The organism is Priestia sp. FW507-14D1A, assembly GCF_058781295.1.
Genome location: NZ_JBYSWQ010000002.1, coordinates 51,730 through 76,715 on the forward strand (window position 1 = coordinate 51,730; position 24,986 = coordinate 76,715).

Here is a 24,986-nt window from a genome sequence, read left to right on the forward strand (position 1 = left end):
TTGATCTCTCCTTTTAGTTTGTTAATTGTTGAACTATGTCATCTAGTTTTTATCTACCCGCCTGTCTGCTTCTCAAACACCGCTTCTATTATTTTTTGTTTCTTTCACTGTCTTACCCCTTTTCCAATCGGCTTTTCGCAGCTGCAATTATTTTTCCTCATCGCTTACCCTTCTGCGTGATCTCACTAAATGAAATCTGCATTCACCATAACCACAAAAAAATCCGAACGAGTTTGATTCTCCATCAAGAATCTTGGTTCCTCGTTCGGATCTTCCTTCAACTAAAACACTTTTATTCCCCTTCTTTTTGTATTAACGTACTTCTTGTAAACGATGTACCGCTCTGCTTTCAATTAACGGTTCTGTTTGCTGTCTGTATTGTTGATAGTGAGGTGTTTCAATGTGAGCTTCAACATCTTCTTGGCTTTTCCATTTCTCATAAAAAACAAATGTGCCTGCTTTGTCTGTATCCTGGTGGAGAGTGTATTGAATACATCCTTTTTCTTCTCTTGATGGTTTAATAACTTTTACTAACTCTGATCGAAGCTCTTCTTCTTTTCCTGGCTTGGCTTGCAAAATGGCGTTAATAATAATTTCTGACATCGTTTTTCCTCATTTCTTTAAAAATATTCTCCATAAAAAGCTTCCCTCTTTTTGAATTTATTACACTGACCATCATATTTTTTGTATGATGATTGATTTCTCTAGTTCAAGCCGGCAAAACATACATTTTATCCACATCGATCTTTCTTGATGCTGTTCATAAAAAAGCCTGTAGGCTATAAGCCTACAGGCTTTTTTACATCTTATTTCAATAAGTGTTTCACGACTGCTTTAGCTACACTGATTGTTGACTGAGGATTTTGACCTGTTATTAGGTTGCCATCTGCTTGTACATTATCTGTCCAGTTTGGAGCAGTTACTACATTTGCCCCAAGTTCACGCAGACGTGTTTCCAAAAGAAACGGCATGAAGCGGTCCAATGTTGTTTCACGTTCTTCATCATCTGTAAACGCAGCGACATCTTTTCCTTCGACCAACGGCTTTTCATCTGATAATGTAACACCTACTAAGCCTGCGGGTCCGTGGCATACAGCGGCTACTACTTTGTCTCCTTCGTATAGTTCACGAATTAAAGCGTGGAGCGTTTGATTATCTGGCAGATCAAACATTGTGCCGTGACCGCCTGGTAAGAAAACAGCATCGAATTTAGCACTGTCTGTAATGGTATCAAGTTTTAGGGTATTCTCTAGATGCTTAGCTGTATTTAAGATTTCTTGAGAAGTCTCCCCTTCAAGGCTGCGAGCATCCACCGGCGCTTTTCCTCCTAGAGGACTTGCTACAGTAATCGTAAATCCAGCTTTTTCGAACTCTACGTACGCTTCACCAAATTCTGAAAGCCAAAGGCCTGTTGGATGATTTTCTTTCATTTTGTCAGCCGTTGTTACGACCATTAATATATGTTCAGACATAGTAACGTCCTCCTGTAAATAAAGATAGTATTTTCTGTTTCCACCTTACACACCCTATTGTAAGAGAGGAATTACTATAATACAAATTAGAAAATATCTGCTTATCCATAAATATTTTTATAGATAATGTGTCTTTGTTAATAAAGCATCTGCGAAAAAACAACCGTATATCTGAATTTATTTTTTATACACTCAAAAAAACCGCCCTTTTGAATAAGCGCGGTTTTTTCCAGAAAAGCATAGAATCTATCTTTTATTTTAAAGAGCAGATTGAGCGTTCATTTGTTTCACTTTCTTTTCTCCCGTTCTTTTAAGACTTACCATAAAAATAAACGAAATACAGTACAGCCCCGCCAAGTACGTCATCGCTACTGTCATATCATAGCTTTGCAAAAGATAGCCGACAAGAATGGGTGATAACCCTCCGAGCGCTCGCCCAAAGTTAAAAATGGTGTTCGTTGCAGTGCTGCGCACTTCTACTGAATAGTGGCTGCTGATCAATGCTCCGTATCCCGCGAACATTCCGTTTGAGAAAAATCCGACCACAGCTCCTCCTATAAGCAGCCCTGCACCTCCTTCGGCATACGAGTATAAAAATACCGCACAAGCTGAAGCAAGAAGAAAGATTCCAAAAGTACGTTTCGATCCAAAACGGTCCATAAATTGACCAAATGTTAGCATGCCTATAATCATTCCCACGGCTGTACTGATTGTCCAAAGAGCTGAACTTGAAACAGAGAGGCCTTGTGATTGCTGAAGCATAGATGGAAGCCATATCATCAGTCCGTTATAGCCTGCAATTTGGACTGTAGCCATCACTGCCAGCGAAATAGTCGTCATCGCCGTCCTAGGCGTAGCGAATAATTGACGAAGCTTACCATTATTTTTAACAACCGCTGTTTTCTCTTTTTGAGCTTGTAGCCACTCAGGAGATTCGTTTAAATTTTTTCGTACGATAAAAGCAAAAATGACGGGGATGATTCCCACAAAAAACAGCGCTCTCCATCCGAAAATCGGCAGGATTAGAGAACTTAAAAGCGCCGCAAGGATCACTCCAAATTGTGCGCCAATACTAACATAGGATGAAGCTCGTCCTTGCTTATGTTTCGGCCACGCTTCTGCTACAAGAGCCATACCGATCCCGTACTCTCCTCCAGCCCCAATTCCGGCAATAAATCGCGAAGCATACACTTGTTCAACATTTGCTGCAAAACCTGTTAATGCCGTTCCGACTGCAAATAGAAGAACCGTGTAGGTAAAAACCCGCACTCTTCCAAATTTATCTGCTAAAATTCCGAAGATGACTCCACCTATCAGCATTCCTATATTCGTAATAGAAGAAATAAGTCCACCTGTTGCTAAATCAATGTGAAATTCAGCAATAATCATTGACATAGCAAACGAGATAAACATAATGTCCATCCCTTCTAACGTCAAACCTGCTACTGATGCTACAACTGTCTTGTTACGATAATTCATGTTGTTCCACCCTCCAGTGTATTCTTTCCGTATCAACGCTCTTTCTTTTTTGAAGGAATGGATAAATAACATATCTCCATTCTCTTTTGAAGCCTCTCTGGACTTCGTTTAAAAGAGGTAAGTAACACATAAAAGCCCTTTTGTCGCAGAGGGCAAAAGGGCACAGATAGGCATAGAAGCAGTAAATGAGTGATCCGTCCTTTTCGGCCTCTCTGGACCGTCTTAAAGGCAGTTATTATATTAATTATTATGTTAACACGCCGCACAGAACCTTTCAATAAGAAAAATATCTTCTTTAAAGCAGCTATGTACATCTCTCACTTTTTACATTCGTACTATTTCGTTCATTATTTTTTAAATGTGGTTAAAACCAAAGCCTAATGTATCATGTTCAAAGCCTTTTTTAGGCGCACCTATCGTTCCATACACACAAACGCTAATCCATTCGTCGCTTGATCCTGAAAACTCAATTTTTCCGCGCACGATTGAAAATGTGAGTCCTACCGTCCGTAAAATATCACCCAGCTGCAGCGTTCCTCGACTAACTCCTTGAATGGCTTCAAGTATAGCATGATAAAGAGCGTGAACTTCCCGGTACGACTGGGCATTAATAATTTTGTTTGTCTTGGCGCTCGTTTCAATTGCCGCCACGACTTTAGACAGCTCCATCGCTCCGACTTTTCCTACTGTGTAGCTGTATCCTCTCTCATTAATTTCCTTTTCAATACCTTCAGCTAGTTCCGTATTATGTAAAAGAACGAGTAAAGATGTTAATCTTCCCATTGAAAAATCATTAACTTGTTGAAATTTATTGCTCAACTGTCATTCCCTCCCTTCTATCCCCTTATTATTTTAACAGACGGTACTTACAAAGGTGCTGATTATTCAACGAACGAGCGCTCACTTAAAGGATTAGGAGATCTATGTGTACTGTCCACCACTGTTACGAAGTAGAACTTGCATAAACAAGTAACCTACCTTTCAGTAAGCGCTTACTTTAATTTTAAGGAAGAAATCATTTTTCTCTACTTACGTTAAGACAAGCTGTGATTCAACTTTTAACTTTCCCAGCATCTCTCTCGTCATTTTTTCTAGGTTATATTCTGTTTTAAACCCCCACTCTTCTATTGCACAGCTGGAATCTATATGGTTAGGCCAGCTTTCCGCAATTGCTTGTCGAACAGGATCTACTTGATAATTCAGCACAAATTCCGGAATCGTTTTTCTGATTTCAGTCGCCATTTGTTCTGGATCAAAGCTCATGGCAGAAACGTTAAATGAATTTCGGTGTTTCAGCTTAGAACCGTCAGCTTCCATTAGTTGGATAACAGCATTTAATGCATCAGGCATATACATCATATCCATATATGTTCCTTTGTCAATGTAAGAGGTATATCGCTTATGCTTAACGGCTTCATAATAAATTTCAACAGCGTAGTCCGTTGTTCCTCCACCTGGAGGCGTTACGTATGAAATTAAGCCTGGAAAACGCAGCCCTCGTGTATCTACTCCGAATTTATGGTGGTAGTAATCGCAAAGTAATTCACCCGCTACTTTATTAACACCATACATCGTGGTAGGACGTTGAATTGTATCCTGCGGCGTCCAGTCTTTTGGAGTCGTTGGACCAAATGCACCAATTGAACTTGGAGTGAAAAATTGACACTGAAGCTCGCGTGCTACTTCGAGCGCGTTTACTAATCCGCCCATATTTAGATTCCAAGCTAGAAGCGGTTTTTGCTCGGCTGTCGCTGATAACAGCGCAGCCAAGTGAATAATCGTATCAACTTTATGCTTTTTAGCGATCGTAAATAACGCAGTCTGATCCGTTACATCTAAAATCTCGAATGGACCTGAAGTCACGACATCGCTCGTCGTTTTGCGAATATCGGTGGCAATAATATTTTCTGAACCATATATCTCTCTCATTTTCGCCGTTAACTCAGAACCGATTTGCCCTAAAGAACCCGTTATTAATACTTTTTTCATGTCAATATCCTCCTCGTGTACTGCCTAGATTCAACGTTTAGATTAATTTCATTTCCTTGCCTACTTTTTTGTAGATACGAAGTGCTTCATCTAACATTTCTTTCGTATGAGCAGCCGTCGGCATATTGCGAACGCGTCCTGTCCCTCTTGGAACGGTTGGGAAAACAATTGATTTAGCGTATACCCCTTCTTCTATTAACCTCTTACTAAAAATCTGGGTTTGGTTTTCATCTCCTATGATGCACGGAGTGATAGGTGTTTCACTTTCTCCAATGTTAAAGCCTAGTTCTTTTAATCCTTGCTTTAAATACCGACTGTTTTCCCACATTTGCTGCTGCAGCTCTGTACTTGTGCTTAGGATTTCAATTGCTTTCATACAGGCAGCAGCCGTGCCTGGTGTAATAGCAGTCGAAAACAAAAACGGACGGCTTCTTACTTTTAACCAGTCGATTAAGTCTTTTTTTCCGGCTACGTACCCACCTACAGCTCCAATCGCTTTTGATAATGTTCCAATCTGGAAGTCTACTTTTTCAGATAAGCCAAAATGTTTAACTGTGCCCATGCCGTTCCCTAATACGCCCGACCCGTGAGCATCATCTACGTATGTGATTAAGTCAAATTCCTCTGCGATTTCTACAATTTCCGGAAGCATAGCAATGTCTCCATCCATTGAGAATACACCATCGGTAATTACCATTATTTTATTATATAAACCGGATTTTTGTGCTTCGCCTGCCTTTGCACGAAGATCTTCCATATCTGAATGCTTAAAAGGAATAATTTTTGCTTTTGATAGCCGGCATCCGTCAATAATTGAAGCGTGATTCAGCTCATCTGATAAAATCGCATCATGTTTATCCATAACCGCGGAGATGGCTGCCATATTACAGTTAAACCCAGACTGATAAGCTATAGCTGCTTCTGTATGCTTAAACTCGGCTAGCTTTTCCTCTAGCTTAATATGAATATCTAGAGTTCCATTAATCGTTCGGACAGCTCCAGCCCCTACTCCGTATTTTTCAGTGGCTTCGTTGCACGCGTTAATAAGCCTCTTGTCTGTAGCAAGCCCCAAATAATTGTTGGATGATAAATTAATTAATTGCTTTCCCTCAATTTGAATCACAGGTCCATTGGGCCCCTCTACCGGATTAATGACATTGTATAATCCTTTATCTTTTAAATCTTCTAAATTATTATTCAAGAATTCTTTTAAACGTCTGCTTGTCATCTTCCATACCCCCTCATTGTTGTTCAACACGTCTTATAAACTTCTCTTTTCCCCATTAAAAGATTCATCTAAGCACTTACAGTATATGAGTTAAAAATCAAGTGTATTCCTGAGAAAGACAAATGTTTCTCTTGAAAGCGCTTAAAATTCAATGCTTATAGAATTCATAATAATCAACAACTAGGTAAATGTCCATACTAAAAAAACAAAAAATAAAAAATTTTCTGCATTGATAAAAATCCTTCTTATTATGAATAAGTTTGCGGGAACGTTATCAGACAATATCTTTTTTCTTTCTTTGATATTTTTTTAAAAGAAGAAACTGATATATAACGAAATCAATCCAATCAACAGCTAAAAGCAGCTAGATATGTGAAAGCTACATTCACCATACCTATAAAAAAATCCGAACGAGTTTGATTCCTAATCAAACTCGTTCGGATTGTCCTTCAACTAAAATATTTGTGTTTCAGCCTCTTTCGTTACTTTTGCACAGATATATTTTTTATTTTTTCATGTCTTGTTTTTACTAGGAAGCATGAAACAGCAAAGCTTAGTAATGCAGCTAAAAATGTTCCACTGTAAATAATGTGAACACCTGATGCAAGAATTTCATGCAGCTTTGACAGTTCTTCTGCTGGTACTCCGCCTGTCTCAAACGAAGCATTTAAATTTTCTTGCCCTAATTTCTTTGCTTGTGAAAGTGTCACTAAGTTAAAGATTGTACCAAACACCGCAGAACCTAGCGTTTGACTAAATGTATTTGTAAACGTATTAAGAGCCACCGCTACTCCTCTTTTGCTAGCCGGGACCGCTGATTGAATAACCAGCATAAAAATAGGCGTAATAATACCCATTCCTAACCCAAGGACCCCAACGGCTACATAAATTAAAAATACGGGTGAGTGGGTGGAAACTAAAAACAGCATAAAACAAGCCGTACTTACAATGGCCGTGCCCAGCGTAAGGATGGAGTGCGTTTTAAGACGCCCTACTAAATTCCCTGAAAGCAGTGAACCAATCGTCCAGCATACTGGCATAGGCATTAATACAAAACCAGCAGCGGTTGCACTTTTCCCCAGCACTCCTTGACTCCAAATTGGAAGGTAGACCGTAATACTAATAACTACTGATCCGACAAGAAGTGTTAATAAGTTTATAACAGATACACTTCGAATGGAAAACAGTTCAAGCGGGATAAGAGGTTCGGGCGATTTCTTTTCTATATAAATAAAGCCAATGAATGTCAGAACAGCTAGAACAAATAACCCTATAATGGTCGGATCTCCCCAGTTTTGATGCTGACTTCCGGTTAAAAGGGCATATAAAAACGCAATTGTTCCCACTGAAAACGTCACCGCTCCAATATAATCGATATAGCGTTTTTCTTTTACCACTTCTTCTTTATAGTTTACTAAAAGAACAAAAAAAGCCATTAGTCCAAACGGTATATTCAAAAAGAAAATATAGCGCCAAGACAGCGTATCCACTAAGAATCCCCCAAGAAGAGGTCCGAGAACTCCCGCAACTCCCCAAACTGCGCTAATCCATCCTTGCGCTTTGGCTCTTTCTTTTGCTTCTTCATACAAGTCGCCAATAATAATCATTGTAAGCGGCATAACGACCCCGGCGCCCAGCCCTTGGATAGCTCTATAGACAATTAATTGCTGCATCGAAAAGCTAAGTCCGCAAAGTATCGATCCGATTAAGAAAATAATGATTCCAACAAGCATCACTTTTTTGCGGCCGAATAGATCCGCTAACTTTCCGTATATAGGTGTAGATACAGCAGTTGTCAGCATATAAATGGCATATACCCAGCTAACTAGCTCAATGCCCGACAAATCACTTGTAATTCTTGGAACAGCCGTACTGACAATGGTTCCTTCCATTGCAGCTAAAACAGTGACAAGCAGCAGCGCTGTCATGATTCGTTTTCTCATCTTTCTCTCTCCTTGCAACTGCGGGCATACCATGGTTTTTCTTCTAAAACATAAAAGCGGTTTCAATATACGTATACCCTTTTAGCCTTTATATGTATGTGATGCCCCGCATATAGTTGCTGCCATATGCAGCCAAATAATTATTTTACTATAAATTTTTTCAAAGCGATAGATAATTTCAAAAATATGACTTTCCTCACATTGATAGAAACATGCGTACATGATGTTTTATTTCCTTTTCAAATTACAAAAAAGCACCCCGTAACACCTGGTACGGGATGCTTTTTTGTAATTTGTATGATTAACTTAGTCGGGGATCTTTTAATAAACGTTCCATTTCTTCCATATGATTTGTTTCATCTGCAATCATATCTTCAAGCTTTACAACAAGCTCTGTTAACCCTAACTCTTCCGCTTGTTTTTTACGCTCTTCGTAGCGCTGGATAGTTTCTTTTTCAGCCTTGCTCGCTTCTTTAAGCATTTCCGTCACGTTTGAAACGTGCTTCACCTCAGCCGGCTTTGTTGTTGGCTCACCGCCAAGGTTTTTGATTTTTTCCGATAAATAAAGGGCGTGTCCTTGCTCGTCAGGAATTTCTCCTTCAAAGAAAGGTTTTAAAATTTGATATTCTAGGCCGGTTACTGTAGACGCATAGTAAGTGTACTGAATAACCGCCGAATATTCACCCGCTAAATCGGTATTAAGTCCCTCTATTAGTTGTCTCATTTTCTCTTCCATTTGAATAAACACCCTTTCATTTGCTGTTAGTAGACATGTACCCTTTCTGCCTAGTCCTAAACCACAATAAGGCGATATTCTGCTCCTTCTTTTTAAAAGTAGGGAAATTACTGAATGGAACGAAAATGTTTGATTTCTATATTTTTAAAGAGAGACGTTCCTCCTTGAGAGAAAAGCGTAATTCCTTGGTCGTTGTGACGCGGAAACATTTCGCTAGAATGCACGGTTTTTCCATCATCAACAAAGACTTCAATGCTTGTTTTATCTACTAATATCTTCAAATGAACATTTTTCTTGCCTGCATCAAAGTAATCACGGCTTTCCACATACTTTTTGCTTTGATCAGGCTGATTGCTATAGCTTCTGTTCACATATGAGACGTTATCTTTTGCAAAAATACCCACATCAATGTGCCGCTTTTGATCGGCGGACTCTCGAAGTCGTAAGCCTACATTTTCTGCATCTGACCATGAAATATCTGTATCAAGCTGATAAGCCTCACCTTTTATCTTTAACTTTTTCTCTCCATTCACTTCTACTTGCTCAAAAGAGTTTGTTGAATCAGTTAGCTGATTTAATTCTTCGACAGGCTTTGATAACAGGCTGTACTGATTGTCGTCTTGTTTTGAAAGCGTAATTTCACGGGTTACTGAATCGAAGCCGTTAAACCCTTCTTTCATCGTTGGCGTCTTATCTGGATAATCCCAGTTGTTCATCCATGCAAAAGCGTAGCGTTTTTTTAAGGAACCTTTATTTTTACCGTCTTCAAACGTGACTGCTCCGTACCAATCGAAGCCATGATCGAGCCATTGCGGCTCGTCCAGATCGGGAGTGAATGTTGTTCCATCGTAATTTCCTGTCCAATAAGCATAAGTGTTTGGCTTTCCGCTTTCTTTTCCATTTGCACTTGTCCCGAGAACCCACTTAACTGTCCCGTCATCTGCCTTCATTTGAAAAAGGTCTGGACATTCGGTAATGCCAATATCTTTAGTTACAAATCCTCCCGTATATGTCCAATCCTTTAGATTAGAAGATTCATAAAATCCGATTTTTTCACCTTCTGACATGACGAGAACCCACTTGTCATGTTCATTATCCCATATGACTTTGGGATCTCTAAAATCTTTGGTGCCTGGATTAGGCATGATAGGATTTTTGCTATATGATTTAAAGGTTTTTCCTCTATCGGTACTATACCATAAATACTGTTCTTGCTTTTGTCCATCGGCAGAAGGCTGAGTCATAATCGCTACAATTGCGCCTTTACCAAAGCCTGCTGTGTTCTCTTTATCTTCTACAACCGATCCGGACCATATATCGCCATTTTTATTTGTATACTTTGGAATAGCTACTCCTTCATCTTTCCAATGAACCAAATCTTTAGACGTTGCATGTCGCCATTCCGTCCCGTTCCCTTTAGGATAATCATGATTGTATAAGTAATAGTAATGATATTTCCCGTCAAAATAAATGGGCTTTTGGGGATCATTTTTCCATTTATCAGGCGTGCTGAAGTGATACACTGGGCGATAAGTGGATTCACTTTTATTCTCTTTTTCTTTTCCTTGGTCTTTTGTATCCTCTTTTTTGGATACGGCTGCTATAATGAGTCCGGCTATTACAACTAAAAGAACGGCAAGCGCTATCCATTTATAAGCACCTTTTTTCTTCAAACAAACCCCACCTTTCTCTTTTTTGTCTACATCGAATAAAACAAAAGAAAATGGTGATTACAATCACCATTTTCTTTTGTTGCTATTGCAAAGCCCTCAGTCTTCATCTACTGTTAACTGACCTTGCTCAAGAACACTATCTTTTACAACAGATGTTTTTGAACCGTCAATGTTCACTAAGAAGCTTGGTGCAAATGTAGAGTGGTTGTCTTCATAAAAGCCTCTATTTGTCATGTAGCTTGTAATAACGACATTATCGCCTTTTGTTTGCGGTACAGCAAAGTGAGAATACGTAAATGTTTTATCATTAGGATCTAAATCCATATGAAGAACTAATCCTGTATCATTTAAAGGCTTATATTTTCCTGTTAACGTATTTGAAACATAGCCTAGCATATACACATCATCTTGTCCGATTCCATCAATCGTCATTTTAGATCCGCGAGAATCGGTGAACAAATACCATTTTCCATCTTTTTTGAAGATGTTTGCACGTTCAATTTCGTCTGTAACTGTGTTTGATGTAATAAGCGGCTTCATTACTTTTTTAAGCGTATAGTCGTCATTTAACTCAATAATGCCTAAAGCCCCATTTGCTAAAGAAGCTTTTTCTTTATTAGATCCTTCAAGAAGCTTTTTCTTTTCAGATTGGAAGAAAGGATTGTTTCCTCCATAGTATGCTCTGTTATATAAAGAGTCTTCGCCTTGGTAGCCATCTTCTGTTCCAGTGTTCGCTTCGAAAACAAGGTACTTATGTCCGTTGTCTTCTATGTAGTGAGGATCTCTTAGCGTATGGTTATCTCCTGTGTCATACCCGCCTTCATCAATAAACTGCTGAACCGTTTGATAAATCTTTCCGTCGCCATCAAAGATTGACTTGTAATCTTCTACTCCGTCAACTTTTAACGTAGTATCGTCTGGCTGAGACATGTTCACTTGAGCTGTCGTTAACGTTTGTTTTCCGTATTGTTTACCTGAATAATCCGTATAGAATAAACGAACTTTACCATCTTTTGTTAACGTGGCAGAACCAGACCATTCTTGTGTTTGATTTTTAAGATGCGGGTCATTCGGAACGAATTTATCGCTGTCTTTAAACACTCTTCCAGCGTTTTTCCAGCTGTCAATAGATTTGTCTCCAGCTTTTTTATAGAAAAGATAAACAGACGTGTCATTCGAATCTTTTGGGTCACCTGCTAGGGCAAACACAATTTGATATCCATGATAAGTCGCCACTGTTCCATCAGCATTTTGTAATGGCCAGCTGTCCCATACATCTAAGTCAATTGTATTTCCTGATGCATCTTTTCCTTTAGCAGAAGCAATGTTTTTAATAGTTGATTCATTAAAAGCAGGAACTTTAAACTGATCACTGTTTTGCTGCTGTGGAATTTTCACCATATTATCGCGAGTAATATGCGAAATGCCGTAGCTATTATTAAAGTCTTTACTGTCATTTCCTTTAGCAAATGTTTGATATCCTCCACCTACTAGTAGGGCTGCAGCCAATGTAGCAGCAGTTGTATGCTTAGCAACTCGTTTCATTTTCATATGTTTTCTCCTTTTGTGTTAGTAAAGAATATAAATTTATTAATTCAATTAGCTATCAAAAATCCGAAAACAGAACCGGTTCCGTTCAACCAAAAGATTACTTGGATAAATGACGAAAGTCAAACATGCCAAATGTAGCTATTTCTCATTTTTATCTTTTTCATTGAGCTGTAACTAGGACCAAAGTTTACGTGTAAGAGCCCTTTTTATGTAACCGTTTTCCCAACGAAAGTGTACGGCTTTTTTTACATTTCAAACCACGATTTCCAGACGTTTCGTTTTATACTTCTACATGATTAAACACTTTATCTTTCCAGCATTGAAAACGCTATTCCGTTTTTTATACTTTCCGACCATTCTGTTTTCATTAATCTCTTAAAAAATCACTACCTTTTTTTTTATTAGCCGGACATGAAAACGTTCTATTCTTTTTCCTTTCTGAAGATTAGGCTGATAATAATAAAGGTCTAAAGTATGTTTTCAGAAAAAAATATTCCTTCTTTTTACCTACTCATTTTTATCTTTTTTAATGCATTGTACGCCCTCTCTTTTTACAAAAGAGAGGGCGTACAATGCATTTTTTAACTATTAAGAGTCTAAGCCAGTTGCTTTTCCTTCACGGCTGGAATCAGCTGCTCCAAATAAACGGCCGTTTTCTTTATCGATTTGAATCCCTTGAACATTTCCGATTGGGAATGGCTCATCTCCAAAATTAAATCCCATGGCTTCTAGCTCTCCTTTGGCATTCATATCCACTCCGGCTTCCCAACCGATAAGTGATCCTGTACTATTAAAAATTCTTGGTTCTTCAATCGCTTCTTTTATATCCATTCCATAGTCTAAGACATTCATAAGTGTTTGAAACACAGACCCTACAATCGTTGGTCCGCCTGGAGAACCTAGAGTGAGTACAGGTTCGCTATCTTTAAAAACGATGGTTGGACTTTTACAGCTAACCGGACGCTTTCCTGCATCTGCTTGATTTAATCCTCCAGGAATAGCATCAAAATCAGTAAGCTCGTTGTTGAGTAAAAACCCATGGTCTTTAACCATAATTCCTGTACCAAAAGGATGTTCCACAGTTGATGTACAAGCGACAATATTACCCCAGCGGTCAACTACGGTGAAGTGAGTTGTTTCACTAAGCTCACGTTCAGGTTCATAAGGCTGACGCACAACGTTCACTTTTTGGCCTTTCTCATAATCCCACGGGTTGCCAAAATCAACTTTCTCATTTTTATGTTTCCAATTAATTAATTTTTGACGTTCCTTTATATATTCGTCATTTAAAAGCCCTTTTAGTGGAATGTCACTGTAGGCTGGATCTCCAGAGAATGCAATTTTATCTGAAAATGCAATGCGCATAGCCTCTGCAAACAAATAATACTTTTCCCAAGATTTCACGTCGTATTGAGACACATCAAAGTCCTCTAATAGCTTTAAGATTTGCAGCACGGTGGTTCCTCCTGCACTAGGCATGTTGGAAGAAGCAATTCGGTATCCTTTATAATCTCCCCACACGGGCTCATCGATCTTAATCTGGTATTCTTTCAAATCCGACAGTTCCATAAAACCGCCGTGCTCTTTGATCGTTGAAATAATGGCTTCTGCAATTTCACCTTCATAAAAAGCCTCGATACCTTTTTCTTGAAGAATACGAAATGTTTTAGCAAGATCTTTTTTATTAATCATATCTCCTTCTTGCATAGGCTTGCCGTTTGGAGAATATAGCTGCTTAGCATGTTCTCCTAGTCGGTAAGCGTATGTTTTTAAAATATCTCCAAGAACCCAGTTTGTTTCCACACCTGCTTCTGCTGCTTTGGCAGCCGGTTCAATCAATTCAGCAAGGGGTTTTGTTCCATACTCTTTACGAGCTGCTTCCATCGCCTTTAAAATCCCTGGAATTCCAATTGCCGTTGCATGAGTAGAACGCTTTCTAAACGGAATAACTTCTTTATTTTCATCAAGAAACATTTCAGGATAAGCTGCTTTAGGAGCCTGAGAATGCCCATCAAAAATTTTAGTTGTTTTGCTTTCATTGTGATACACCATAAAAAAGCCGCTGCCTCCAATACCGGTCATCATCGGTTCTCCGACGTTGAGCCCAAACTGAACGGCAATTGCTGCATCAATTGCGTTGCCTCCAGCTCTTAGCACTTGTTCTCCGGCGTCTGTTGCAATTGGATGAGCACTGGCTACCATTCCTGTTTTTCCAACCGCTGTTTCTCTTCTATATGAACTCTTTCCTGAACGAGATAAGCTTTTTCCGTTAATCATCTTTTACGACCTCCTAGTTACTTACTTTATCTGGGATATTGTTAAAATACCCTATTGCTTTTGAGATAAAACTGTTTAAATATGTATTGATTACCTTAGTAATCACGTTCATAGACCGATATCCCTAGAGTTATTTTTAAGCTCTCAAAAGCCATAAAATAAAAAACACCAGCCTTTTTATTCAGAGGAAAGGACTGGTGTTTTTTTGTTTCTTTTATTATATATTTTACACTTGTAATGAAGCTGCTTCATTACTTACGTTCAGCAAGTCATAAAGCTCTTGAAGTCTTCCTATTTCGTAGGTTGACACCCACTTTGTATCGTTCTTTTTTGCCTGAGGATTAAACCAGCATGTATCAATACCGGCTAGCTGCCCGCCTTGAATATCTGCACTCAAAGAATCTCCGACAATTAATGTTTTATGTACGGACAGCTCTTCTATATGTGAAAAAACATAATCAAAATATTCCTTCATAGGTTTTTGAAAACCTGTATCTTCTGAAACAAATACTTCTTTAAAATAAGGATATAGGCCTGAGTCTTGAAGGCGCTTATACTGTGTAGCCGAGACTCCGTTTGTAACAACGTACAAATCATAGTACCTGCTCAGTTTTTTAATTACCTCAATTGCTCCGTCAATTAGCTGATGGCCATTATTCAAATACGTTCGGTACTCTGCTTCAAGTAGCTTTCCGTCTTTTTCTATTCCATATTCTTTACATAGAGTAGAAAAGCGGGTATTTACAACTTGCTCACGGCTTATTTTATTCTCTTCAAAAGCTGTCCATAACCCCTGGTTAATTAAACTATAACGTTTTTTGCTTTCCTCAGTCAGCGGAATATCGTGGTTAGCAAAAAGAAGCTGTAAAGCCTGCTCTTCGGCTGCGTTAAAATCTAAAAGCGTATTATCAATGTCAAATAGCAGCGTTCGGTATGTTTTCATTCTTCTCTCTCCCCTTCAACTAATCTATTACTTTTTCTACTCGTATATATTGTCGTTTGCTAGACAGCTCAGTTTTTCCTTATCTTTGAGAATAATGGAGCCTTTCTTTTTTTCAATAACTCCTTGCGCTACAAATTTTTGAAGAACACGATTTAAATGCCGGTAAGTCGTTCCGATTAAATTAGCTATATCTTTTAAGCTTTCTGTTTTTTGATTCATAACCAAATGCGATTCTTCACAAAAAATAGAGAGCAAGTAACTAGCCAGCCGCACTTCCACTGGGTACATTAAATTAAAGCTTAGCGAGTTCGATTTTGCGCAAAACTTTTTTGTGAGCATTTCCAGTAAAAACGTCAGCAGCTGTGGATCATTGCTCGCATGCTGTTTTAATCGTTTGTATGGTATGCCGATAACAACTAAAGGTGAAACGGCTTCAACCGTATTCATAATCTCAACATCTTGTACATACTCAATATCGCCTATTACTTCAAGAGGCTGTTTAAAGGAAAGAACAAGTGTCTTGCCTTCGGGCGATATGGTATAAACTTTAACCTTGCCTTTCATCAATATGTACAAACAGTGAGACGCATCTCCTTGAGAACAAAGACGTTCCCCTGCCTCGACATCATACAGTGACAAATGCGGTAGTAACTCTTTTTTGAAAACCGACTCTAATTTATAAGTATTTATATACTCCATCAGCTGTTTTTCACTCGTAATTTCCCTCATGTTTTCCTCTCCATCATAACGGTTTCTTTTATTAAACAATAACACTTCCTAAAATAAAAAGGACATATGTCTCAAATAAAGTTTTAATTTTTACGTTATGTTCATAGATCACTTTCAAGAGAAATATATACACAAAAAAGACTCTAGCTTGTTCGCTTAGAGTCTTTTTGTTAAGCGCTCTTGTTCTTTCTGGCGTATCCAACGTAAATAAAGACGCCAATCAGCATCCAGCCGATTGAATACATCCACGTTTTCATTGATAAGTTGAACATGAGAAAGATACAGCAAAGAATAGCAATAATCGGAATAAATGGTACAAAAGGTACTTTGAAACCGCGTTTTAAATTAGGCTGACTTTTTCGCAGAGCCAAAATCGAAAATGAAACGGCAGCAAACGTGACGATCGCCAGCATATTCGCTAAATCTGCCAGCTGTTTTAAATCAACAAAACCAGCTACGATCGCGCCTAACGCCCCGACAAGCCATGTGGATATGACAGGTTCACTGTTTTTTCGGTTTACTTTCGCAAAAAGAGACGGCAATAATCCATCATGGCTCATTGACATCAGTATGCGAGGCACGACAAACAAATAAGCAAATACGACGGCCATAATACCAATAACCGCTCCTATAGATACAATGAGCGCTGCCCATTCTTGTCCTACGCTATTGAGCGCATATGACAACGCATCGCCTACGTTTAGCTCTTTATAAGAAACCATTCCTGTTAATACTAATGCAATTACTACGTAAATGACTGCACAAACACTCAGTGCAATCAAAATACCTAGCGGCAAGTTTCTTTGCGGATTTTTCACTTCTTCTGCCGAAGTAGAAATGGCATCAAATCCGTTATAAGCAAAAAAGACGGAAGCTGCGCCTGCAAAGATTCCTTTCACACCAAAAGGGGTAAATGGGTGCCAGTTATTTGTATGAATAAAAAAGACGCCCACGGCTACAAATAAAAGAACAATACCTATCTTGATTAAAACCATTAAGTTATTTATTTTTTTACTTTCTTTTACCCCTCTTGTTAATAAAAACGACATGCACAGCACAATAAATACTGCAGGAAGATTGATAATACCTCCATTGCTTGGTATGGCCGTGAACGATTCAGGAAGTCTAATACCAAATTCAGTAAGCACATTATTCACATAAGATGACCATCCGCCCGCTACAGAAGCTAAAGATACCGTATAGCATCCTACGATGGACCACCCTATCAAATGCGCTACAAATTTTCCTAGTGAAACATATATGTATGTATATGCGCCTCCCGAACTTGGAACAGCTGAACCAAATTCTGCATAACACAGCGCAACAAGAATACAGGCTACTGCAGAAATAACAAAGGAAATGGAGACCGAGGGCCCTGCATCCCTGGCGGCAACTAGCCCTGCTATAACCAGAACTCCTGTCCCAATAGTTGCTCCTACTCCCATCAAAATAACATCAAATAACCCTAGTGTCTTAGTTGATTCTTTTGCTGCATTTTCCTCTAACAGCTTGTTAACATCTTTTTTTGCAAACAGATTACTCATGATGACTAACCTCTCTTCATCTCATTACGAATGACTACTTTTCAGTGGTAGATCTTTCTATATATGTAACAGTGAATTATTTTACTACATTTAATTTTCTGTGTAAAATAATTTAGTTTTTGAACTTTTTAATGATTAAAATAAATTTACTAGTGATGTTTTTTATAACACCATTATGATGTACCCGAACAGACTAAAAATATGTGTTAACAACTTTCTCAAATTTGGCTTCATTCACGATTGCTTTTGTACTATACTAAAGAAAAACTTCATAGGAGCAACGTAAAAGATGAACTTATTTTATTTTCTAAAGGGGTTAGTGATCGGTTTTTCCGTTGCTGCTCCCGTCGGTCCCATTGGTATTTTATGTATCAATCGCACGTTATCTAAAGGGCGATTACACGGATTTGTATCCGGGCTGGGAGCAGCTACAGCAGATGCTCTTTATGGATGCATCGCTGCGTTTGGCCTAACGTTCATTACAACCTTTTTACTAACCCAAAAGATTTGGCTTCAGCTGATTGGGGGATTATTTTTATGTTATTTAGGTGTACAAACTTTTCGTTCTCGACCTGCGGAGCACGCTGCCGCTGCTAAAGGAGAAGGTTTACTTCGTTCTTATACATCCGTTCTTTTTTTAACAGTTACGAATCCAATGACGATCTTATTTTTTATTGGCGTATTTTCTGGTGTAGGCATTAGTAAATCAGCATTTGATGCTGCTTCTGCTTTGACAATGGTTGCAGGCGTATTTTTAGGATCGGCCTGCTGGTGGCTTTCGCTCAGTTTTGCTATTAGTCTTGCCCGTTCGAAGTTTACGAATAACAGCTTAATTTGGGTAAATCGTATTTCGGGAGCGGTTGTACTGACTTTCGGGATATTTGCGTTATACAAATTGCTATAAAAAGTCATTTGTCTACTTTTCTGGGGACGAATGACTTTTTTAATAGAAAAGAATAATCTTAAAAAATACCCTAAACGCTCTGTTTTCTGTATAATAGATAAATAGAAAAACAGAAAAAGTATAAAAAATGCTTGAAAACTACATACTCAATCATTAGTCTTCAAACATAATAAGGGGAAATAAAGCATGACCATTCTTCTAGTAGATGACAATCAAGTCAATCTATTTGTGATTGAAAAAATTTTAAAAGGCGCTGGCTACGATAACTGTGTGTCTCTTACGTCTGCCCATGCCCTTTTTGACTATCTTAACCTGGACGATGAGAACTCAAAAACGAATTCGGTCGATTTGATTTTACTTGATATTATGATGCCTGAAATTGATGGAATCGAAGCCTGCAGGCGAATTCAACAGGTAGAACGCTTAAAACATATTCCAATTATCTTTGTCACAGCCCTAGAAGACAGCAGCAAATTAGTAGAAGCTCTAGACGCCGGCGGAACAGATTACGTTACAAAGCCGATCAATAAAGTGGAACTGCTGGCTCGTATGCGGGTAGCCTTACGTCTTAAAGCAGAAATTGACTGGCACACGGAACATGAAAAGAAAATTCAAACTGAGTTAGATTTAGCTACGCACGTACAGCAAAACTTACTCAGTCCCCCTTTACGAGAGAAAAATATTCAAATGGAAGTTTCATATTATCCTTCTTTTAAATTAGCGGGTGATATGTACTATTGGCACAAAATTGATGAGCACCGGTACGGGATTATCCTTTTTGATATGATGGGGCACGGCATCTCTGCCTCGCTTGTTTGTATGTTTATTTCGTCTGTGCTCAGAGAAGCTATCAAGTCTCTCGTAGACCCTGAGCAGGTTATTACAGAGCTGAATCGCTACATGGAATTATTGCACAGCGAAAAAGATGAAATCCCTTACTATTTCACTGCTATTTATTTAGTGATTGATACGGAAGCTAAGACAGTAGAATATGTGAATGCCGGGCATCCAGAAGGTTATATGTTAGTGGATGAACATACGCTTGTTCCTCTTCAACGAGGAAGCTGCCCTGTAGGGTTTTTTGAAGAAATGGACGTTCAGAAATCTGTTGTCAGCTTTGAGAACGATGTGCAAATTTTGCTATTTACAGACGGAGCTCTTGAATCAATGGGCCCTTGCGAAAATGAATCTGCCCTTCGTCTTCAAAAGCTTACTGAACAAAAATGGACAAATCCACAGACATTTATGAATGAAATTTTTTCAGAAGAACAAAAGTTAAATCAGCCTGATGATATGTGCGTGCTTATGATTCAAGCCCAAGCACAATAAAAAAAGACCTCATAAATGAGGTCTTTTTTTATTGCTTTTGATAAATGCGCTCGTTCCCTGCAAACTCGATATAAGAAGCTGCTCCTTCAGCAAAGCGAAGCGTTTCTTTATCACCAAGCCCAAGAAATCCTTTTGCACACAGGCTTTCTGAAAATAAATTATACACTTGATTTTGCAGCTGAGCTGTAAAATAAATAAGGACGTTTCGGCAAATGATGACGTGAAATTCATTAAATGACTGATCCGTGACTAAATTATGCTGAGCAAAGATAATATTTTTTAACAGCGACGGATGAAAATATGCATAGTGATGATCCGTCTGATAATATTCTGAGAAGGCGTTCTTTCCACCGGCTTGAATATAATTTTTTGTATATGACTTCATTTTACGTAAAGAAAAGGCACCTTGTTTTGCTTTTTCTAACACATCTTCGTTCATATCGGTTGCGTAAATGACCGTTTTATCCATTAACCCTTCTTCTTCTAAAAGAATCGCCATAGAAAATACCTCTTCACCCGTTGCACAGCCAGCGTGCCAAATGCGAATTTCCGGATAATCCTTTAATACCGGAATCACTTTTGTGCGAAATGCTTTAAAAAAGCTTGGATCGCGAAACATCTCTGTTACATTTATCGAAAAATCATTTAAAAGCTGATTCATAAATTCTTCTTCGTGAATCGCTTTTTCTAGCAATCGAGACACAGTTGGAATACGTTCAATTTTCATTCGATTATAGACCCGGCGACAGATAGAAGATTTAGCGTACTGTCTGAAATCGAATCCTGTTAATCGATAAATAGCCGTCAGCAGTAAATCAATCTCCAAATCTGTTTTTTTATTCATAACTAAGTCTTCACTTAAATCTAGGTGCTTCATATCCATTTATGTTTCATACCCCGCTTAATTTACTAGCCATACACGCATAACGGAGAACAGCTGATTTAAATCTAAAGGTTTGCTGATATAATCTGATGCTCCAGCTTCCAAGCATTTTTCACGATCATTTTTCATCGCTTTAGCGGTTAATGCAATAATAGGCAAATCAACAAGCTTTAGCTCTCCTCTAATTTTCTGCATCGCTTCATATCCGTCCATTTGCGGCATCATAATATCCATTAAAATGAGATCAAATGGTTCACTATTCTTCATCATTTCAAGACACTCTATTCCGTTATGAGCTGTCATAATGGTCATACCTTGTTTAGCTAGCGCAGTTTTTAAGGCAAAGATGTTGCGCTGGTCATCATCTACGATGAGCACTCGCTTATCCTGAAATACATTTTCATCATCTTGTAATGAAGGTTCAACTGGTTGTACAGGATGATCAACTTCAGTTATTTCTGCTTCAGGTTTAGCTTCTTCTACAGCTTCTTCTACAGATACTGCTACTTCTTCATATGCAAAATTTACTTTTTCATAGTCAACAAGACCGTTAGAGAGACTAGGAAGATAGAGTGTAAACGTACTTCCTTTTCCTACTTCACTGCTTAGGGAAATCCAGCCGCCCAATAATTTTGCAAACTCACTGCAAATAGATAAGCCAAGTCCCGTTCCTCCGTACTTGCGAACCGTAGCTCCATCGGCCTGCTGAAACGCTTCAAAGATAAGCTGATGCTTTTCTTTTGGTATACCAATCCCTGTATCAGCTACAGCTATTTCTAGCCAGCAATCCGTATCGACTGTACGCATAGCTGTTGTAAGACGATGGTCAGCTACTTGTTGAATAGATACTGTGACAGATCCCGATTCCGTAAATTTAAATGCATTTGATAAAAGATTTTTCACAATTTGCTGGAATCTCTTTTCATCTGTGTGAATGATGTCCGGTACATCTTGTGCTTTATTAATTTTTAATTTTACTTCTTTCTGTTCAGCAACGTGGCTGAAATTACGTTCAATTTGATCTGGAAGCTCACTCATATTCATCTCAGCAAGCAAGACATCTAGTTTTCCAGACTCTACTTTTGATAAATCCAAGATATCGTTGATTAATGCCAACAAGTCTTTTCCTGAAGAATGGATAATACGAGCATATTCTTCTTCATCTTCAGATAGCGTTTTAGCTGCGTTTTCCTCAAGCATTTCAGACAAAATAAGAATGCTGTTAAGCGGTGTTCGAAGCTCGTGCGACATATTAGCAAGGAATTCAGATTTGTATTGAGAATTCAATTCCAGCTGATGAGCTTTTTCTTCTAAATCTTCTTTTGCAGCCTCTAATTCAAACGATTTTTCTTCTGCATCTTTTGTTCTTTCTTCTAGCTGTTCATTAATCATACGCAGCTCTTCAGACTGCATTTGCAGTTCTTCTGATTGTGTTTGAAGTTCTTCAGACTGAGCCTGGAGCTCTTCTGTCATCGCCTGAGATTCTTTTAATAGACGGGCAATTTCCATCCGTCTGATTACACCATTGATAGTGAGACCAAACGTTTCAATCACTTGACTAATAAGTTCTTGCTCTAAAACTGTAAATTCGTGCAGCGATGCCAGCTCGATAACTGCAATTACCTCATCTTCAAATAAGACGGGCACAATAAAAATACTCTTAGGTTTTACATCTCCTAATCCTGAAGCAATGAGCTGGTACGTGTCAGGTACATCGTTTATGACAAGGGTTCTTTTTTCTAAAGCAGCTTGTCCAATGAGCCCTTGGCCTATCAAAAAGCTCTCTCTTCCCGCATCGCCTTTTCTATCTGCAAAAGCAGCTTGTTTGACGAATAGATCTCCTTTATCATTTTCCTCTCGAACATAAAATGCTCCGAAAGAAGCTCCTGTCATTTCTGAAACCGTAAAGAGAAATTTTTCCGCAAGCTTGTCTACAGATGCTATGCCTTGGTACATCGTTACAGCATGAGCAATGTTCGTTTGAAGCCAGTTTCGCTCTTCAATATTTTCTAACAACGCGTTCGTGGCTATCCCTAAATCTTTAATTTCATCATTAGATCGAACTTTAATTCTTCCTTTTAACTCGCCTTTTGAAGCCGTAATTCGTTTGATCGTTTGCGTAACTTCTTTAATCGTATTCACAATGGAATTGGACAAAACAATAGCGATAGCAAGTGAAATAAGCGTAACAAATAACAGCAAACCGTAAAGTCCAATTTTTATTTTTTGATTTTTCTCGTCTAACTCTGTTGCTCTTGTTTCAGTCGATTTTTTCTCTACATTTCTAAAAGAAGTAAACTGGCTGCGTATATCATCCATATACTGGCGCCCAGGATCTTTCTCAAAAAACTGCTGAAGCTCTTTTGTATTATTTTCTTTTTTTAATGCAATGGTCGGTTCACCAGCAGCTTCAATCCAGTCTTGAATGCTTCCTTTAATCTTCTCCAGTTTCTCCTGCTGATTTGGATTATTATTTAGAAGCTGATACAGCGCATTATAATCTTTTTCCCAACTTGATGCTGCGCTGTTATAAGGTTCTAAGTAACTCGCTTCTCCTGTAATAATATAGCCCCTTTGTCCGGTTTCCATATCGAGCAGGTGTTTTTCAATTCGATTGGTCAAATCATGCACTTCAATATCATGATCAATGATAAAATTTCGTTCTTTTTGCAAAGATGAAATTTGACTGTTTAAAACAATAAATGCAATGAATAAACAGACAATAACAATTAAATATCCAACAATAATTTTGGATTTGATGCCAAACCTCATTTTCTTTTCCATAATGTTCCTACTTTCATTCTAGATATTCTTCTAGAAGCATTCGAAAAACATGTTTATTTTTGCTGCTGGACAATTTCACTTTCAGTACACACTCTCCACTCCATCTTCCTTTGCTTGATAAGGCTCTCTCTTTTTCCTATCAAGTCAACATTCCTATTATACACTCTATTTTTGTACAGAAGAATATTTATTGTACAAGAGGGAAAGATTAATTTTCCAGTTTGCAAATACCTATTTTCAAGCTGTCTATAAAAATAGGCCCATGCTGTTAAAAGCATGAGCCTATCTTACAATATTTTTGTACACAATAAGGTAATGAAAAGTAATTTATGCTTTGGGGAATCACATAAATTATGACAACATAGGTATAAATAAATACTTACATGCGAAACGTAAAGCATTCATTATTTAAATTGTACTTGGATAATAGAAAGCAATGCCACTTTTTTTAATTTAAATATATTTTTTTAATTTACATATCAGGTTAAAAAACTTTCATTTATTGAGATTTTACCGAACTTAATCCGTTAGAAAAACTGCAGATAAAAAGTTCTCCCCCAAAAAAACAGTCTCTAAGTTAATAGCTTCACTTATGAGACAGCCTTTTCTTTTCCATCTATTATTTCACCCAGCTTTCCGTCACTTTTTTATTTTTAGAAATCCAGTTTTTCACACCTTTTGTTTCGTCTTTTGCACTGTTAATTTCTGATTCTAAAGATGCTAGTTGATCGGCACTAATAGAAAAATCTTTCAGCCACTTTGCTGCTTCTGGATAATCTTCTTTAAATGCCTTTTTGCTAATCGACTGTATTTTTTCAGGTCCAGTTGGATTCATCGTATTTTTGGGATCTTTTAAGTATCTAAGATTATACTTTTCAAAAGCCCAGTGGGGGCGCCATAACGTAACAACAATGGGTTCTTTATTAGCAATGGCTTTATCTAACTCCGATAACATGGCGGCTGTGCTGCTTTCTACTAAATTCCAATCTGTTAACCCATAGCTTGGCATCGCATGATCTTTAGTAAGGCCGTTTATTCCAGATCCTGGTTCAATACTAATAATCTTTCCGTTAAACTCATCTTTCTTATTTTTTAAATCAGCTAGTGACTGCGCGTCTACGTAGTCGGGAACGGCCAATCCGCTATCTGCTTGATCATACCAAGTACCGAGCACGTCAACTTGTTTTCCAAATCTTTTCATATAAGCACTATGGGTGGTCGGCATCCATACATCCAAAAATAAATCAATGTTTCCTTGAGCAACTCCTGAGAAAAGCGGAGCTACGTCGCTTTGAACTGCTTTAACTTTATAACCTTTTCCCTCTAATAATTCCTTCCATAGAAACGTAACAGCTACGGCTTCGTCCCATGGTATGTATCCAATTGTAATTTCTTTTTTAGTCGTCGTGCCGCTTGCTGTATTGCTATTGCCACATGCGGAGACAAGCAGCATAATGACGATTGTTAGCATAATAAAAGAAAATTTTTTTGATTGTTTCATATACTCCCACCTTTATTCATT

General features: G+C 38.2%; 19 protein-coding genes. 2 read left to right on the top strand and 17 right to left on the bottom strand.

The features are described from left to right. Positions 1-312: 312 nt before the first annotated feature. The 14 genes from AC3WJG_RS08755 to AC3WJG_RS08820 all read right to left on the bottom strand — a co-directional run bounded on the left by AC3WJG_RS08755 (position 313) and on the right by AC3WJG_RS08820 (position 17,564). Positions 313-603, bottom strand: a complete 291-nt coding sequence (locus tag AC3WJG_RS08755) for a putative quinol monooxygenase (RefSeq protein ID WP_028408112.1) — start codon at positions 601-603, stop codon at positions 313-315. Between the two features lie 203 nt (positions 604-806). Further along, on the bottom strand, positions 807-1,472 hold the full coding sequence (locus tag AC3WJG_RS08760; RefSeq protein ID WP_337133381.1) for a type 1 glutamine amidotransferase domain-containing protein: 666 nt from the start codon (positions 1,470-1,472) through the stop codon (positions 807-809). Positions 1,473-1,730: 258 nt separating this feature from the next. Then, positions 1,731-2,951: an MFS transporter gene (locus AC3WJG_RS08765; protein WP_028408110.1), complete on the bottom strand. Its 1,221-nt coding sequence runs from the start codon at positions 2,949-2,951 to the stop codon at positions 1,731-1,733. A 354-nt stretch (positions 2,952-3,305) separates the two neighbouring features. Next, positions 3,306-3,770 carry a histidine utilization transcription antiterminator HutP gene (hutP, locus tag AC3WJG_RS08770; RefSeq protein WP_013056267.1) on the bottom strand — a complete coding sequence of 155 codons (465 nt, stop codon included), beginning with the start codon at positions 3,768-3,770 and terminating at the stop codon, positions 3,306-3,308. Between the two features lie 210 nt (positions 3,771-3,980). Next, complete coding sequence (locus tag AC3WJG_RS08775; RefSeq protein ID WP_028408109.1) at positions 3,981-4,940, bottom strand: L-threonine 3-dehydrogenase; 960 nt, start codon at positions 4,938-4,940, stop codon at positions 3,981-3,983. Between the two features lie 37 nt (positions 4,941-4,977). Further along, complete coding sequence (locus AC3WJG_RS08780; RefSeq protein ID WP_102813249.1) at positions 4,978-6,168, bottom strand: glycine C-acetyltransferase; 1,191 nt, start codon at positions 6,166-6,168, stop codon at positions 4,978-4,980. Between the two features lie 482 nt (positions 6,169-6,650). Next, a complete protein-coding gene (locus AC3WJG_RS08785; protein WP_060747529.1) occupies positions 6,651-8,111 on the bottom strand; it encodes an MDR family MFS transporter in 1,461 nt (486 codons plus the stop codon). Positions 8,112-8,412: 301 nt separating this feature from the next. Continuing rightward, a complete protein-coding gene (locus AC3WJG_RS08790) occupies positions 8,413-8,847 on the bottom strand; it encodes a ferritin-like domain-containing protein (RefSeq protein ID WP_013056263.1) in 435 nt (144 codons plus the stop codon). A gap of 107 nt (positions 8,848-8,954) precedes the next feature. Beyond that, positions 8,955-10,520, bottom strand: coding sequence for a glycoside hydrolase family 32 protein (locus AC3WJG_RS08795; protein ID WP_492588136.1), 1,566 nt, complete (start codon positions 10,518-10,520; stop codon positions 8,955-8,957). Positions 10,521-10,616: 96 nt separating this feature from the next. After that, positions 10,617-12,071 carry a glycoside hydrolase family 68 protein gene (locus AC3WJG_RS08800; RefSeq protein WP_028408105.1) on the bottom strand — a complete coding sequence of 485 codons (1,455 nt, stop codon included), beginning with the start codon at positions 12,069-12,071 and terminating at the stop codon, positions 10,617-10,619. A 588-nt stretch (positions 12,072-12,659) separates the two neighbouring features. Beyond that, on the bottom strand, positions 12,660-14,348 hold the full coding sequence (gene ggt, locus AC3WJG_RS08805) for a gamma-glutamyltransferase (protein ID WP_028408104.1): 1,689 nt from the start codon (positions 14,346-14,348) through the stop codon (positions 12,660-12,662). 226 nt (positions 14,349-14,574) lie between these two features. Next, positions 14,575-15,291 (bottom strand): YjjG family noncanonical pyrimidine nucleotidase, encoded by a 717-nt coding sequence (locus tag AC3WJG_RS08810; protein WP_028408103.1) that lies wholly within the window; start codon positions 15,289-15,291, stop codon positions 14,575-14,577. A gap of 36 nt (positions 15,292-15,327) precedes the next feature. Further along, positions 15,328-16,020 (bottom strand): Crp/Fnr family transcriptional regulator, encoded by a 693-nt coding sequence (locus AC3WJG_RS08815; RefSeq protein ID WP_028408102.1) that lies wholly within the window; start codon positions 16,018-16,020, stop codon positions 15,328-15,330. Positions 16,021-16,190: 170 nt separating this feature from the next. Then, positions 16,191-17,564: an amino acid permease gene (locus tag AC3WJG_RS08820; RefSeq protein ID WP_098248931.1), complete on the bottom strand. Its 1,374-nt coding sequence runs from the start codon at positions 17,562-17,564 to the stop codon at positions 16,191-16,193. A 289-nt stretch (positions 17,565-17,853) separates the two neighbouring features. On the opposite strand from AC3WJG_RS08820, the gene AC3WJG_RS08825 reads away from it, so the two are divergent. Continuing rightward, positions 17,854-18,468 (top strand): LysE family translocator, encoded by a 615-nt coding sequence (locus AC3WJG_RS08825; protein ID WP_043979180.1) that lies wholly within the window; start codon positions 17,854-17,856, stop codon positions 18,466-18,468. A gap of 186 nt (positions 18,469-18,654) precedes the next feature. After that, positions 18,655-19,797, top strand: coding sequence for a fused response regulator/phosphatase (locus tag AC3WJG_RS08830; RefSeq protein WP_263035856.1), 1,143 nt, complete (start codon positions 18,655-18,657; stop codon positions 19,795-19,797). 28 nt (positions 19,798-19,825) lie between these two features. Here the strand turns inward: AC3WJG_RS08830 and AC3WJG_RS08835 are convergent, their stop codons facing one another. From AC3WJG_RS08835 to AC3WJG_RS08845, 3 genes are all read right to left on the bottom strand, one after another. After that, complete coding sequence (locus AC3WJG_RS08835; protein WP_013056253.1) at positions 19,826-20,680, bottom strand: CheR family methyltransferase; 855 nt, start codon at positions 20,678-20,680, stop codon at positions 19,826-19,828. A gap of 18 nt (positions 20,681-20,698) precedes the next feature. Next, a complete protein-coding gene (locus tag AC3WJG_RS08840) occupies positions 20,699-23,464 on the bottom strand; it encodes a CHASE3 domain-containing protein (RefSeq protein ID WP_337133382.1) in 2,766 nt (921 codons plus the stop codon). A 619-nt stretch (positions 23,465-24,083) separates the two neighbouring features. Continuing rightward, complete coding sequence (locus AC3WJG_RS08845; protein ID WP_252124348.1) at positions 24,084-24,965, bottom strand: glycine betaine ABC transporter substrate-binding protein; 882 nt, start codon at positions 24,963-24,965, stop codon at positions 24,084-24,086. Positions 24,966-24,986: the final 21 nt, after the last annotated feature.